This is a genomic window from Kitasatospora atroaurantiaca (assembly GCF_007828955.1).
Taxonomy (GTDB): domain Bacteria; phylum Actinomycetota; class Actinomycetes; order Streptomycetales; family Streptomycetaceae; genus Kitasatospora; species Kitasatospora atroaurantiaca.
Map to the genome: position 1 here is coordinate 1935108 of NZ_VIVR01000001.1, position 15482 is coordinate 1950589.

12 protein-coding genes are annotated in these 15482 nt (G+C 69.9%); 5 read left to right on the forward strand and 7 right to left on the reverse strand.

Annotated elements, in window-relative coordinates:
* Positions 1-12: 12 nt before the first annotated feature.
* From FB465_RS08725 to FB465_RS08740, 5 genes are all read left to right on the forward strand, one after another.
* Positions 13-939, forward strand: coding sequence for an NADP-dependent oxidoreductase (locus FB465_RS08725; protein WP_145789187.1), 927 nt, complete (start codon positions 13-15; stop codon positions 937-939).
* A 29-nt stretch (positions 940-968) separates the two neighbouring features.
* Entirely contained in the window at positions 969-1256 is a 288-nt protein-coding gene (locus FB465_RS08730) for a putative quinol monooxygenase (protein WP_145789188.1), read from the forward strand.
* 49 nt (positions 1257-1305) lie between these two features.
* On the forward strand, positions 1306-3303 hold the full coding sequence (locus FB465_RS08735; protein WP_145789190.1) for an aldehyde dehydrogenase family protein: 1998 nt from the start codon (positions 1306-1308) through the stop codon (positions 3301-3303).
* 100 nt (positions 3304-3403) lie between these two features.
* Complete coding sequence (locus FB465_RS35655) at positions 3404-3565, forward strand: hypothetical protein (RefSeq protein WP_170290529.1); 162 nt, start codon at positions 3404-3406, stop codon at positions 3563-3565.
* A gap of 196 nt (positions 3566-3761) precedes the next feature.
* Complete coding sequence (locus FB465_RS08740) at positions 3762-4808, forward strand: DUF1906 domain-containing protein (protein WP_342791791.1); 1047 nt, start codon at positions 3762-3764, stop codon at positions 4806-4808.
* A 54-nt stretch (positions 4809-4862) separates the two neighbouring features.
* Here FB465_RS08740 and FB465_RS08745 read toward each other — a convergent pair whose 3' ends face one another.
* From FB465_RS08745 to FB465_RS08775, 7 genes are all read right to left on the reverse strand, one after another.
* Entirely contained in the window at positions 4863-6284 is a 1422-nt protein-coding gene (locus FB465_RS08745) for a hypothetical protein (protein ID WP_145789192.1), read from the reverse strand.
* Positions 6285-6450: 166 nt separating this feature from the next.
* Positions 6451-7446 (reverse strand): ABC transporter ATP-binding protein, encoded by a 996-nt coding sequence (locus tag FB465_RS08750; RefSeq protein ID WP_145789194.1) that lies wholly within the window; start codon positions 7444-7446, stop codon positions 6451-6453.
* 39 nt (positions 7447-7485) lie between these two features.
* A complete protein-coding gene (locus tag FB465_RS08755) occupies positions 7486-8550 on the reverse strand; it encodes an ABC transporter ATP-binding protein (RefSeq protein WP_145789196.1) in 1065 nt (354 codons plus the stop codon).
* Positions 8547-9557 (reverse strand): ABC transporter permease, encoded by a 1011-nt coding sequence (locus FB465_RS08760; protein WP_145789198.1) that lies wholly within the window; start codon positions 9555-9557, stop codon positions 8547-8549. The genes FB465_RS08755 and FB465_RS08760 overlap by 4 nt, the downstream gene beginning before the upstream one ends.
* Before the next feature lie 89 nt (positions 9558-9646).
* Positions 9647-11419, reverse strand: a complete 1773-nt coding sequence (locus FB465_RS08765; protein ID WP_145789200.1) for an ABC transporter substrate-binding protein — start codon at positions 11417-11419, stop codon at positions 9647-9649.
* Positions 11420-11462: 43 nt separating this feature from the next.
* Positions 11463-12458: an ABC transporter permease gene (locus FB465_RS08770; protein WP_145789202.1), complete on the reverse strand. Its 996-nt coding sequence runs from the start codon at positions 12456-12458 to the stop codon at positions 11463-11465.
* Positions 12459-12593: 135 nt separating this feature from the next.
* Entirely contained in the window at positions 12594-15482 is a 2889-nt protein-coding gene (locus FB465_RS08775) for an NHLP bacteriocin export ABC transporter permease/ATPase subunit (protein WP_425461153.1), read from the reverse strand.

The window sequence follows — 15482 nt, forward strand, 5'->3', positions numbered from 1 at the left end:
AGGAGCACCACCATGAAGGCCATCACCTACCGCAGCTACGGCGGCCCCGACGTCCTGGAGTACGGGGAGGTCCCGGAGCCCAAGCTGGGAGCCGACCAGGTGCTGGTCAGGGTACGGGCCAGCTCGGTCAACCCGGTCGACTGGAAGATCCAGGCCGGGTACCTGGACAGTGCGATGGACGCCGTCTTCCCCGTCATCCCCGGCTGGGACGTGGCGGGCGTCGTCGAACGGGTGGGCATCGGCATCACCGAGTTCGAGCCCGGCTACGAGGTCATCGGCTACGTCCGCGAGGACATGGTGAGCCGCGGGACCTTCGCCGAGTACGTCGCGGCGCCCGTCCGCACCCTCGCCCGCAAGCCGCGCAACCTCACCTTCGAGCAGGCCGCCGGTCTCCCGCTGGCCGGGCTCACCGCCTACCAGGCCCTCACCCGCGCCCTCGACGTGCAGCCGGGCGAGACCGTCCTGGTCCACGCGGCCGCCGGCGGCGTCGGGTCACTCGCCGTCCAGATAGCCGTCGCGCTCGGCGCCCGGGTGATCGGTACGGCCGGCGAGCAGAACCACGACTTCCTGCGCTCGCTGGGCGCCGAGCCCGTCCGCTACGGCGAGGGGCTGGCGGCCCGGGTCCGAGCGCTCGCACCGGAGGGCGTGGACGCCGTCCTCGACCTGATCGGCGGCGAGGCCCTTCAGGCCTCCCCCGCACTGCTCGGCCCGGGCGGACGCCTCGCCTCCGCCGCGGAGCCCACCGTGCTCGGGCTCGGCGGCCGCTTCGTGTTCGTCCGCCCCGACGCCGCCGACCTCGCCGCGCTCACCGACCTCGCCGAGATCGGCCGCCTGAAGGTCGAGGTCGCCGCGACCTTCCCGCTGCGCCGGGCCGCCGACGCGCAGCGGCTCAACGCCGAGGGCCACACCCGCGGCAAGGTCGTCGTCACCGTCCCCTGAAGCTCCGTCGCGACCCCCTGAGGAACCCCATGTCCATCGTCGTCATCGCCGACTGGCTCGCCGCCGACGGCCAGGAGCAGCGAGTCGCCGACCTGCTGCCCGCACTCACCGAGGCCGTCCTGGCCGAACCCGGCGCGCTCGGCTTCCGGGCCGTGCGCTCCCGGCGGGACCCGGCGGCCTTCGTGCTCTTCGAGGAGTACGCGGACGCCGCGGCGCTGGAGGCCCACCGCGCCACCGACCACTTCCGCGACTTCGTCCAGGGAACCATCGCCCCGCTCCTCATCGACCGGCAGGTCGAGGTCTACTCCACCATCTGACCAGCCGTCCGACGCGCCCGCACACGCCCGTACACACCAGGAAGACACCATGACCTCAGCGTTGTTCGTCGTCACCGGCGCCGCCCACTGGACCCTCGCCGACGGCACCCTCCACCCCACCGGCTACTGGGCCGAGGAGCTCGCCGAGCCGCACCGGATCCTCCGCGAAGCCGGGTACCGGATCACGCTGGCCACCCCGGGCGGCGTCACCCCCACGGTCGACCGCGCCAGCCTGACCGCCGAGGCCAACGGCGGCGCGGAGCGCGCGGACGCCGTCGCGAGGTACCTCGACTCCATCCGTGCCGAGCTGGAGAGCCCGGCCGAGCTGGCGGACATCAACCCCGACGAGTACGACGTGGTGTTCTACCCGGGCGGACACGGGCCGATGGAGGACCTCGCCACGGACGCGGACTCCGGCCGGATCCTCACCCGCGCCCTGGACACCGGCAAGCCCGTGGGCGTGCTCTGCCATGCACCCGCCGCGCTGCTCGCCGCCCGCCGCGAGGACGGCAGCTGGCCGTTCGCCGGGTACCGGTTGACCTCGTTCACCAACGCCGAGGAGACCGCGGCAGGCCTCGCCGAGCGTGCCGTCTGGCTGATCCAGGACCGCCTGGTCGAGCTCGGCGCGGACTTCGAGGAGGCGGCGCCTTTCACCCCGCACACGGTCGTCGACCGCAACCTGTTCACCGGCCAGAACCCGTCCTCCTCCGCCGAGTTGGCCCGCCTGCTGGTCGCCGCCGGGCCGGTCGACGCCGCTGCGGTGGTGGCCGGGATGCGGGTCGGCTTCGACTCCGGCCGCACCCGGCGGCTGGAGTGGCGGCTCGGCCAGCTGAGCGCCCTGCGCACCCTGCTCACCGAGCAGACCGATGCCCTGCTGGAGGCGCTGCGCAGCGACCTGGGCAAGGGCCCGGCCGAGGCCTACCGTACGGAGGTCGGCTTCACCCTCAACGAACTCGACCACACCGTCCGGCACTTGGAGGAGTGGCTGCAGCCCGAGCCGGCCGCCGTCCCCGACGCCTTCCTCCCCGCCGAGGCCCGCGTCGTCCGGGAGCCGCTGGGCGTCGTCCTGGTGATCGCGCCGTGGAACTACCCGCTCCAGCTGGCCCTCGCCCCGCTGGTCGGTGCGCTGGCGGCCGGGAACGCGGTGGTCGTGAAGCCGAGCGAGCTCGCCCCCGCCACCTCCGCGCTGATCGCCCGTCTGCTGCCCCGCTACCTCGATCCGCAGGCGGTCGCGGTCGTGGAGGGTGCCGTCGAGGAGACCACCGCGCTGCTGGAGCAGCGCTTCGACCACATCTTCTACACCGGCAACGGCGCCGTCGGACGGATCGTCATGGCCGCCGCGGCCAAGCACCTCACACCGGTCACCCTGGAACTCGGCGGCAAGAGTCCGGTCGTGGTCGACGAGGACGCCGATCTCGCCGTCACCGCCGAGCGGCTCGCCCGGGGCAAGTTCCTCAACGCCGGCCAGACCTGCGTCGCCCCCGACTACGTCCTCGCCATCGGCACGGCCGCGGCCGCGCTCGAACCGCACCTGGCCGCCGCCGTGCACGCGCTGGCCGGCGACGACCCGGCCGCCAACCCGGAGTACGGACGGATCGTCAACACCCGGCACTTCGACCGGCTCACCGCGCTGCTGGGCGACGGCCGGACCGTCACCGGAGGCGGACACGACCGCGCCGACCGCTACATCGCACCCACCGTGCTCGCGGACGTCTCCCCCGACGCCCCCGTGATGCAGTCCGAGATCTTCGGCCCCGTCCTGCCGGTCATCCCCGTGCCCGACCTCGATGCGGCCATCGCCTTCATCAACGACCGCGACAAGCCCCTGGCCCTGTACGCGTTCACCGAGTCCGCGGACACCAAGCGACGACTGACCGAGGAGACCTCCTCCGGCGCCCTGGTCTTCGGCCTGCCCGTCTCCCACCTCGCGGTACCCGAGCTGCCGTTCGGCGGCGTCGGCGAGAGCGGCATGGGCAACTACCACGGCAGGTACTCGATCGCGACGTTCAGCCACGCGAAGGCCGTCCTGGACAAGCCGCTGCGCTGAGCAACGCACAAGCCCGCATACGAATGACAATGCGGCATGTACACGCCTCGCCACGGACGGTAGTGTCAGTCCCTGCCACGTCCGAGGAGGAGAGAGCGCGATGGACCGCGAGAAGATCCCCAGAACGATCGCCGGCACCGGCACCTTCGTCACCGACCCGGACGACGAGGTGCAGGCGCCGACGGCCGAGTGCCAACGGCCCTGCTGCCGGGAGGATCTGGACTCGCCACCCGGCTACTGGGGCTGGCGCCGCGTGGACTGACCGCGACCGGCCGTCCTGCCTGGGGCCTCTCCCTTCCCGACCACGGGGTAGGGAGAGGCCCCTCGCGCGCGACCGTGCCGCGGATGGAGTCGGGCGACGGCGCCCGAACTGGCGAGGCCACGACCACGGGTGATAGGTACTGGTACCGATCATCAGCTGCGGCGTTCGCGCCCGCCCCCACCTCTGCGAGGTCGTCGTGCCGAACGGCCGCATATCGAGACGGCGTACCGTCGCCCTGTCCGCCGCCGGCGTGCTCATCGTGGGCTGCGCCGTGCTGACCGGCGCCTCGGGATCGGGGAGCGGCGACGGGAAGGCGGCCCCGGTGGCGGCCGACTCGGTGGCCTCCGACGCGACGGCGACCGCCGGCTCCGAGGCTGCCCCGTCCGGCTCAGCCTCGGCCCGCGCCATCACCTCCGCCTCGCCCGCCGCGTCCGCCTCGGGCTCCCCGTCCGCTTCGGCTTCGGGCACCGCCTCCCCCGGCACCTCGGCGGCAGCCGCACCGCCGCACACCACGGCGAAGCTGTCGCCCCCCGCCGTCTTCAGCGGCCAGGCCTTCGACACCTGCACCGCGCCCGCCCTCGCCACCATGAACGCCTGGCACCAGGCCTCCCCCTACGGCGCTGCCGCCGTCTACATCGGGGGCAAGAACCGCGGCTGCGCCCAGCCCCAGCTGACCTCGGGCTGGGTACGGTCCGTCAGCGCCGCCGGCTGGCGGCTGATCCCGCTGTACGTCGGCGCCCAGCCGCCGTGCCAGACCGGCAGCAGCCCGGAGAAGATCACCGCCGACAACGCCTCGACGCTGGGAGCCTCCGACGGCGCCGACGCGGTGGCGAAGGCCTCCGCGCTGGGCATGCGCTCCGGCAGCGCCCTCTATCTGGACATGGAGGCCTACGACAGCGGCAACACCGCCTGCGCGCAGACCGTGCTGACCTACGTCCAGGCCTGGGACCGTGCGGTGCACGCCGCCGGCTACTGGGCCGGCTTCTACGGCTTCGCCGGCTCCAGCGCCGCCGGCATCGCCCGGGCCGCCGGCCAGTCCGCCGCCGACCTGCCGGACGCCCTCTGGTACGCCAAGTACGACGGCGCCGCGGACACCACCACGAGCTTCCCCTTCGCGGCCGGCCTGTGGACCGGCCACCGCCGCGGCCACCAGTACCAGGTCAACCAGAAGGAGACCTACGGGGGCGCCGCCCTCACCGTGGACCGCAACGCCTGGGACGGCCCCGTCGCCCAGGTCGGCTGACCATCAGCTTGGCTGCGGGCCGCCGCCCTCACCGAGGTACGCCGCCGGCCCCGCTCAGAAGCCCTTGTAGAGCGGGGTCGGAATGGTGAAGGGGACGGAGGTCCGCTCGGACTCGCTACCGGTCGGGTCCACCGCGAAGACCTTGACGACGTGATCCCCCTCCAGCCAGGACCCGTCCGACTGCCACATCCAGCTACCGTCGGCAGCGACGTCACTCGCCCCCAGACGCTTGCCGTTCTCCCAGAGCTCGACCCTCACGGCGCCCCAGGCGGACCCCATGAAACCCACAGCCGCCGGCGGCACCATCTGGTAGGGCACCGGCGCCGACACCACCGGCGCGGGGAGCGTGTTCAGAATGGTGAAGGGCACCGTGGTCCGCTCGGACTCGCCACCGGTCGAATCCACCGCGAAGACCTTGACGACGTGATCCCCCATGGCCCAGGGCTTGCCCGGCGCCCAGCCCCAGCTGCCGTCGGCAGCGACGTTGCTCCACCCCAGGCGCTTGCCGTTCTCCCAGAAGCTCACCTTTGCGGCGCCGCGCGCGGACCCCACGAAGCGCATAACGGCTCCCGGCACCTGCTGGTTGGCCCCCGGCACCGAAACCACCGGCGGAGCAAGCGGCCCGCCCTCCCCCAGAGCGGTGGCCGCAAGGTAGTCGTTGATGGCGGATCTGTCGCCGTGGGGGTCCTCATAGCCGTTCCGGACCAGGCCTATACGCGGAGCGATTCCGTCGATGAGGAAGTTGATGAGCCCCATGATGATGGGAACATTTCGCCCGGCCACCTCGGCGTGATTGGTCACAAAGGGGGATTCCGTGAAGACGAAATTAAAATTGGCGTAGTTCTGGAAAAGACCCAGATAGGGCTCGATCTGCTGGTGGTACTGCGAATCGGCAGGCGAGGAGAACAGGTAGACGTTGGCCCCGGCGTTGGCCCCTCCGACCACCAGGTCAGGCAGGATTCCGTCAAGGATTCTGATGTTCTCGTCGGAGACCGCCTCCCCCGTCATGAATCGGGCGGTACGGGGGTGCACCTCCCTCACATAAGTCCCGATCGCGAACTGGGGGGCGATGGCCACCATATTCTTGAAGCCGTACCTCAGCCCGAAATACAGCGCGGCACTGGCGCCTTTCGAGCTGCCGAGCAACGTGCAGTCGGCGGGAGTCAGAGAGAGGGCGTTCATGAAGCGCGCAATGAGTGAGGTGACGGATGCCTCGATGGAGAAATCCATCCCCTTGCACAGGTAGTAGCTGTTCTCCCCGTCGAATCGGTCGCGGATCCACAGGACATTCGCTCGAAGGTTGTCCAGAACGCCGTTCGACCATCCGAAGTCTTCGGGTGCGGAGAAATTCGCGAAGACTATCACCAGGTGCCGGTTGCCATTCCTGGCGTTGAAGAACCGGTACTCGACGGGAAACTTCTCGGAGGCTTCCACGCCGCTGAACCTGTGGCGCTTGGTGGAGGCTGCGTTAGACATGTATGGAATCCATCTGATGTGAGCCTTCGGACTCGAGCGATGCGTGCCGGGCACCCGTGGTCCTGCGTGATCATGTCTACTGTTCGGGCAGAATGATCATACGGAGAGTCACGAACGGGGCCTACGATACGACATTCCTCGCCTGGCGGTCCGGCAAGTCCGGGGCTCACAGGTTCTCGGGGAAGTGGCAGGCGACCTTGTGGCCCGGCTTGAGTTCGCGCAGCGGCGGCTCGACCTCACGGCAGATCTGCTGGGCCTTCCAGCAGCGCGTGTGGAAGCGGCAGGCAGGCGGCGGTTTGATCGGTGACGGGACGTCGCCCGTCAGCAGGATCCGCTCGCGCCGCTCCCGGCGCTCGGGGTCCGGCACGGGGACGGCCGACATCAGGGCCACCGTGTAGGGGTGCATCGGACCGGCGTAGACGGACTCGCGCCCGCCGATCTCGACGATCTTGCCGAGGTACATCACCGCGACCCGGTCCGACACGTGCCGGACCACCGAGAGGTCGTGCGCGATGATCAGGTACGTCAGCCCGAGCTCGCTCTGCAGGTCGTCCAGCAGGTTGACCACCTGCGCCTGGATCGAGACGTCCAGTGCCGAGACCGGCTCGTCCGCCACGATCATCTTCGGGCGCAGCGCCAGCGCGCGGGCCACACCGATCCGCTGCCGCTGGCCGCCGGAGAACTCGTGCGGGTAGCGGTTGTAGTGCTCGGGGCTCAGACCGCAGAGCTCCAGCAGGTCCTGCACGGCCTTCTTGACGCCGTGCTCGGTCTGCACCTTCTGCAGCCGGAACGGCGCACCCACGATGGTCCCGACGGTGTGCCGGGGGTTCAGCGAGGAGTACGGGTCCTGGAAGATCATCTGGATGTCCCGGCGCAGCGGCCGCATCGCGCCCCGGGAGAGGTGGGTGATGTCCCGGCCCTCGAACTCGATCCGCCCCCCGGTGGGCTCCTCCAGCCGGACGATCAGCCGCCCGGTGGTGGTCTTGCCGCAGCCGGACTCGCCGACGACACCCAGCGTCTCCCCGGAGTGCACGGTGAAGTCGATCCCGTCCACGGCGTGGACGGCAGCCACCTGGCGGCGCATCAGCCCCTGGGTGATCGGGAAGTGCTTGGTCAGACCGGTCACCTTGAGGAGCTCTTCGGTGCTCTCCACGGTGGTCATGGTGGTCAGCTCCTACGGGTCGGCTCCTGCAGAGCGGCCCTACAGCCGCGGTGCGATCTCTTCGGTGAAGATCCGGTGCCGCTCGCCGGGCAGCAGATGGCAGGCCACCAGGTGGGCGGTGCCGGCGGCGTCGGTCAGCTCGGGCACCTCGGTGAAGGACCGGTCGCCGTTGCGGCTCGCGTACGGGCAGCGCGGGTTGAAGGCGCAGCCCGCGGGGAGCCGGATCAGGCTCGGGGGGTTGCCCGTGATCGGGATCAGCCGGTCCTGGATCTCCCGGTCGAGCCGCGGCATCGAGCCGAGCAGCCCCCAGGTGTACGGGTGCTCGGGCGCGGTGAAGATCAGCTTGGCGGGGCCTTTCTCCACGCACTTCCCGGCGTACATCACCAGGATCTCGTCGGCGAGTTCGGCGACCACGCCGAGGTCGTGGGTGATGATGATGACGGCCGAGCCGAACTCCTGCTGGAGGTCCCGGATGAGGTCCAGGATCTGCGCCTGGACGGTGACGTCCAGGGCGGTGGTCGGCTCGTCGGCGATCAGCAGGGACGGGTCGTTGACCAGAGCCATGGCGATCATCGCGCGCTGGCGCATGCCGCCGGAGAACTGGTGCGGGAAGTCGTCCACCCGCTTGTCGGGCTGCGGGATCCCGACGCGGTCGAGCATCTCGACGGCGCGGCTGCGGGCGTCCTTCTTCGAGGCGTCCGGGTGGTGCACCCGGTAGGCCTCGATGATCTGCTGCCCGATGCTGTAGAGGGGGTGCATCGCGGTCAGCGGGTCCTGGAAGATCATGGCCATCTTGTGGCCGCGCAGCCGCCGGACCCGGTCCGGTCCTGCCGCCAGCAACTCCTCGCCGTCCAGCCAGATCTCGCCGGAGATCCTGGCGCGCTTGGAGTAGGTCAGGCCCATGATGCCGAGCGAGGTGACGGACTTTCCGGAGCCGGACTCGCCGACGATGCCGAGCGTCCGGCCGCGCTCCAGGGCGAAGGACACGCCGTCCACGGCCTTGACCAGACCGTCGTCGGTGTCGAAGTGGATCCGCAGGCCGATCACCCGCAGGAAGCCGGAGACGACCTCCGGGTGCCGCTCGACGGCAGGTTGATGCTTCATCGGTACCTCACCCGCGGGTCGAGGGCGACGTACAGGATGTCCACCACCAGGTTGGCGACCACGATGAAGAGGGCCGCCAGGGTGGTCACCGCCATGATCTTGGGCAGGTCGTTCTCGGTGATCGCCTGGACCGCGTACTGGCCCACGCCGGGCAGCGAGAAGGCGGTCTCGGTGAGCACCGCGCCGCCGAGCAGCAGCCCGAGGTCGAGGCCGAAGATGGTGATGATCGGGGTGAGCGCGGCGCGCAGGCCGTGCCGGACCACCACCTGGCGCTCGGTCAGGCCCTTGGCCCGTGCGGTGCGGATGTAGTCCTCGCTCATCGTCTCCAACATGCCCGCACGGGTGAGCCGGGCGTAGAGCGCCGAGTACAGGAAGGCGAGGGTGACCCAGGGCAGGACGAGGTTCTTCGCCCACTCCAGCGGGTTCTCGCTGAAGCCGACGTAGTGCAGGTTCGCGAAGATCGGCCACTTGTAGCTGAACAGCGCCAGCGAGATCAGCGCCGTGAAGAAGATCGGCAGGGAGACGCCGGCCAGCGCGATGCCCATCGAGAACCGGTCGAAGAACGAGCCGCGCTTGAGGGCGGAGAGCACGCCGATCGCCACTCCGGTGACGAGCCAGAGGAGCGCCGCGCCGATGGCCAGCGAGAGGGTCACCGGGATCCGCGAGGTGATCTGCGGCCAGACCGGCAGGTGGGACTTGAAGGAGTAGCCGAAGCAGGGGACGTCGCAGTGCGAGGCGTCGGGGCCGAACTGGAAGGTACGGCCGGCCACGATGCCGTGCACGAAGTGCCAGTACTGCACGTAGAGCGGCTGGTCGAAGCCGAGGTTCTTCTCCACGGCGGCCAGCGCCTCCGGGCTGGGGTCGCGGCCGACGTACTGGGCGGCGAGCTGGGTGCTGCTCTCGCCGGCCAGCCGGGGCACCAGGAAGAAGATCGCAAAGGTGATCGCCGTCACGATGACCAGCAGCAGCACCGCCGCGATGAGGCGGCGGACGATGTACGCGCCCACGACGCCGGCCCGGCCCCCGCCCGTGGGCGGGGGCTGCGGCCTTCACCTCCTGTCGGGCTCACTCGGTGCCGATGTTCTTGCCCAGTGCCTTACTTGGTGCCGATGTTGAGGTAGTCGTACATGCCGTACGCCGGCGTCACGAACACGTTGGTGGCGCTGTCCGGCCGGTACAGCGGGTCCTTGCGGTACAGCAGCGGCACCAGCGGTGCCTTCTCCATGGCCGCCTTGTCGATGTCGCCCCAGGCCTTCACCCGCGCCGCGGAGTCGGTGTTGCCGATCGCCGCGGACAGCATCTGGTTGATCGCCGGGTCGTTCAGCTCGGACAGGTTGCTGTTGCCCGAGGCCTTGATGGTCTTGCCGTCGATGATCTGCTCCAGGAAGCCGTAGCCGGTCGGCCAGTCGGCGGCCCAGGCCATCATCATCAGGCCGATGCCGTGCGAGTGGACGAAGGCCGGAGCACCGGCGTTGTCGGTGAAGTACTTGCCGGACGGGTACTGCTGGATCGAGACGTTGATCCCGACCAGCTTCAGCGAGGCCTGTACGGCCTGCGCCAGCGCGATCTCGTTGGGCCGGTCGGACCGGGCGGACAGGTTGGTGGAGAAACCGCCCGGCTGTCCGCACTGGGCGAGTTGTGCCTTGGCTGCCGCGAGGCCGTCCGGGGAGTTGGCACCCTTGTGGTCGGTGGTCGCGTACTGGTCGTACGGGACGTAGCCGCTCACGGTGGGCACCAGGATGGTGGTCGCGATGTCGCCGTGCACGTCGCCGCCGGTCGCGGTCTGGGCCGACAGCCGGTCGATCGCGTACTCGACCGCCTTCCGGCAGGCCGGGTTGTCGAACGGCGGTACGGCGGTGGAGATCGCCACATAGGCGAGTGCACCGCTCTGGGCGTCGTCGATGTGGGCCTTCTGCGTCGAGTTGCTGAGGGCGGTGGCCTGGGTGGCGGCCGCGATCCCCGCGCCCGCGAGGTCGAGCGTGGCGTTACCGGCGATCAGGTTCTGGTCGACGGTGGTCTGGGCGATGTTGAACTGGACCACGATCTTGTCGGGGTACTGCTTGCGGATCGGGTCGCTGTCGGCGCTCCAGTTCGGGTTCCTGACCAGCGTGGCGCCGACGCCGTCCTGGTAGCTCTGGAACATGTACGAGCCGGAGGAGACCACGTTCTTCACGTAGTCCGCACCGGTGTCCTTGGCCTGCGGGACGGGAGCCGACTGGGGGTTCGCGACCAGGTAGTCGAAGTCGGCGAACGGCTGGCTCAGATGGAAGACGATGGTGGTGTCGTCCGGGGTCTCGATGGAGTTGAGCCCACCGGTCTTGTCCTGGTAAGGGCCTTGGTACTTGGGCGAGTTGTCGACCAGGTACTGGCTGAAGTAGGTCGGCCCGTTGGACAGCACCGCAGGCGCGAAGTTGCTGCGCTCGATGGCGTACTTCACGTCCTTGGTGGTGATGGGCGAGCCGTCGGAGTACTTCAGGCCGGGGCGGATGTGGTACGTCCAGATCTTGCCGCCGTCGCTCGGCGTACCGAGGCCGCTCGCCAGGTCGGGCACCAGCTTGAGGCCGTCCTGTCCGGGCGCGGGCTGGAAGGTGGTCAGGGCACGCGCGTACAGCCGGGAGAAGTCCCACATGAAGGCGTAGTAGGTGTTGCCCGGGTCCATCGAGTCCGGCGTGCTGGACAGCTGGTAGGTGACCGTCCCGCCCTGGTGGGTGGAGGCGTTGACCACGCCGTTGAGGCCGGCATTGTAGGTCGCGCCCACGGCATGGACGCCGGCGGCGCTCGTCGAACTCTTGCCGGACGAACAGGCGGTGGCGGCGAGCAGCAGGGCTGCGGCGCCCGCGAGGACGGAGGTTGTTCGTGATCTCCTCATGGTGGATCGCTCCCTCACGGCGACGGAGAAGCGGGCCCGCGCATCAGTTGCTCCGCGGGTCCAGGGCGTCCCGGAGGCCGTCGCCGAGCAGGTTGAAGGCGAGGACCGTGATGAAGATCGCCAGACCGGGGACGATCATGAATTCCGGGTCCGCCTGGTAGAGGCCGACCGCCTGGCTCAGCATGCCGCCCCAGGACGCCTGCGGCGGCTGGATGCCCACCCCCAGGAAGCTCAGGCCCGCCTCGAACAGGATGTTGGTCGGGATCAGCAGCGTGGAGTACACGATGATCGGCGCGACCAGGTTGGGCAGCATCTCCTTGAACAGAATGTACGGGCCCCGGGCGCCCAGGCTGCGGGCCGCGTCGATGAACTCGCGCTCGCGCAGCGAGAGCGTCTGACCGCGGATGATCCGGCCCATGTAGGGCCAGTTGAAGAAGCCGATCACGAAGATCAGCACGCTGATATGGAGGGTCAGCCCGTGCAGTCCGAAGGCGCCGCCCTGCAGCGAGGCGGAGAGTGCGATCGCGAAGAGCAGCAGCGGGAAGGCCAGGAAGATGTCCATCAGCCGGCTGATCACGGTGTCGATCCAGCCGCCGTAGTAGCCGGCGATCACCCCCATCACGGTGCCGATGGCGACCGACAGGATCGTCGCACCGAAGGCCACCGCCAGCGACACCCAGGCACCCTCGACGATCCGGGCCAGCAGATCACGTCCGAACTGCGGCTCCACGCCGAGCGGGTGGTCCCAACTGATCCCGCCCAGGGCGCCCTTGGGGCGGAGCAGGATCGGATCGATGAGGTTCTGGTGGAAGGCGTTCGGATCGAGGTTGAAGACCCACTCGATCGGCTTCGACAGCACGGCCAGCAGCATCAGGCAGATGACGACGATCCCACCCGCCACGGCGACCTTGTCACGCTTGAAGCGCATCCAGGCGATCTGGCCGAGCGAGCGGCCCTGGATCGCCTCCCCCATGCCGGACAGAACGGCCTCCGGCTGCGCCTCGGCAGCTGAGCCGGTGACATCCAAGGGCGTCGTCATGTCGTGCACCCCCGGCCGAATGGTCCGGTCCCGAGCGAATGAAACGACTCATTATACCTAAATGTCCGATTTCCGCCAGAATCCATTTCCCACTCGCGGCCCTGCTCCTCGCCCCGCCGCCTGCGTCGGGGCGGCTCACCGGATCTGACGCCGGACGAGCTCGTGGAACAGCCCGCCGGTGTCGGCGAGGAGCTCGGCGGGCGGGCCCTGCTGGACGACGCGGCCGTCCGCCATGACGATCACCCGGTCCGCGTCCATGACGGTGGACAGCCGGTGGGCGATCACGATGCGGGTGGAGCGCAGCTTGCGGGTGCTCTCGATCACGATGCGCTGGGTCTCGTTGTCCAGGGCACTGGTGGCCTCGTCGAAGAACAGGATGCGCGGGTGGCGGATCAGGGCCTGGGCGATCATCAGACGCTGCCGCTGTCCGCCGGAGACGGTGCCGCCGCCGTCGGAGAGGACGGTGTGCATGCCCATCGGCATCCGCTTGATGTCCTCGGCCAGGCCGGCCATCTCGGCGGCCTCCCACGCCTCTTCCGGCGAGAACATCTCGGCGCCGCAGATGCAGTCCAGGATCGAGCCGGTGAACGGCTGCGCGTTCTGCAGGACGACTCCGCACTGACGGCGGACGGCCGCCTGGTCGAGGGCCGCCAGATCCTGGCCGTCGTAGAACACACCGCCCGAGGCCGGCCGGTCGAAGCCGATGAGCAGACGGAGCAGGGTCGACTTGCCGCAGCCGCTGGCTCCGACGATCGCCACGAACTCGCCCGACAGCGCGCGGAACGAGACCTTGTCGAGCACCAGCGGCCCGTCCTCGGCGTACCGGAAGGAGAGGTCCTTGACCTCGATCTCACCGGAGAGGGTCCCGGGCGCCGTGCTGCCCCCGCGAACCTCGGGGACCTCGTCGAGCACCGGCTTGATCTGCTCGTAGAGAGGGAGGACGGAGGCAGCGGAGAGCAGCGCACCGGTGAGCTGGGTGACCGAGGTCAGCACCATCGTCACGGCGGTGTTGAAGGTGAGGAAGCTGCTCGCCGACAAGGTCCCGCGGGCCGGGCCGGCCAGCAGCATGAACATGATGAGCGTGCAGGACGGCAGATAGACCGCATTGAGGACGGTGATCAGGTTCTTGATCCGGCCCACCCTCCGGTGCATCTCCCGACTGCGGGCGAACTCACGTGCCCAGGCCGCGTAGGCGAAGCTCTCGGCGGCGGCGACGCGCAGCTTGGGCAGTCCGCGCAGCGTCTGGAAGGCCTGGTTGTTGAGCTTGTTGCCGAGCACGATCAACCGGCGCTGCCAGCGCAACTGCCAGAGACCCAGCACGAGGAACACCGCGCCGATGACGACCAGCATGGCGAGGGCCGTCATGGCCAGCGGCACGCTGAACCACAGCAGCAGCACGAGGTTCACCAGGCCGACCGTGCCGGCCTGTACGGCCACCGAGCTGATGCCGGACAGCACGCGGCGGATGGCACTGATGCCCATCGCCGCGGTGGCCAGCTCTCCGGTGGAGCGCTCGGCGAAGAACTTCGTCGGCAGCCGCAGCAGCCGGTCCCAGACGGCCGGCTGCAGGGTGGCTTCGATGCGACCCTCCATGCGCAGGATGGAGACGTTCTCCAGCAGCATGAAGGCGGCGGACACGACGGTGGTGGCCACGATCGCCAGCGAGGTCTGGACGATGAGACTGTTCTCGGCGTTCGGCACGTAGACCCCGAGGACCTGGCCGGTCGCGATCGGCACCATCGCCCCGAGGACGACCGCGACCAGGCCGCCCAGGATCAGGCTGCGCAGGTCCGTCCGGGTGCCACGCAGGCTGAAGCGGAGCAACCGCCATACGGGAAGCGGCTGTTCGGGCAGCGGGCGGTAGAACATGACGGCGCGGGGCTCGAAGTCCTCGGCGTTCTCCGCACTGATTCTCGACCGTCCACCGGTGGTGGGGCTCACCGCCTCGTACCCGCCGCGGCGCCACAGCAGCGCGACCGGGGCTCCGGTCCTGGCACGGTGGCCGACCAGCGGGCCGGCGTTCTCCCGCCACCAGCGCCCTGTGAGCTTGACCTCGCGGGTACGGAACCGCGAGCTCAGCGCGACGCGCTCGACCGCACTCAACCGGTCGTTCGCCGTGCCGCTCTCGGTGGGCGCCGTGACCGTGATCCCGGCCGCGGCCGCCACCAGGCGGCAGGCGGCGAGGGTCGCGTCGTCGTCCCCCGTGGCCCGGCCGGCCCTGGCTCTCCCCGACCTGCTGATGGAGGCCAGCAGCGCCTGGTCCGCCTGGGCGCGGACGGCCTCACCGGCCTTGATGCCGGCTGCCGTCCGGTCCTCGTGAGCACGCTCGAGCTGTTCGATCCAGCGGTCGAGCGCGAACAGCAGCCGGGTCTGCTGGTTGACCATGCGCTGCCACAGCGCGCCGTCGATGAGCAGCTCGCTCGCCCACTCCGGGCTGAACGCGGCGCCGTACTGCAGGCTGCCGGGGGCCACCGACATCCACGGGATGTCGTCGTCGGCCGCTTCCCGGCCCTGCCCCAGCGGGCCGCCGTCCACGGGCGTTTCGAAGAGGACGCGCAGGCCGCGTCCGACGCCGCGGGCGAAGGCGTCCTCCAGCGGGCTGAGCACCTCCTGCTGGTGGAAGCCGGCCTGGTGGTGGTAGCCGGCCTGGTAGCTCTCCTGGTAGTAGCCGGCCTGGTTGTCGTACGAGTACTCGGGCTTGAAGAGCTCGCGGAGCTGGATCCGGCGCAGCACGCACCCCTGCAGGGGCCTGCCGACCAGCGTGTGCTGCGAGCCGTCGACGGGACCGAGCAGCACGGTCCCCGTCTCGAGCCGGCCGAGGAAGTGCCAACGCCCTTGGCTGACGGCGTCGACCGCGAACAGGTCCATCGCGCCGTCCACGACCAGCCACAGCACGTGGGGCCCTTCCAGCGGCAGGCTGCGCGTGCTCGCGCAGTCGACCGGCATGCCCAGGCCGCCCATGGCACCGACCACCAGGTCGCCGGGCCAGGCGCCGGTGGCCGCCTGAGGGTGAACGGATGTCAC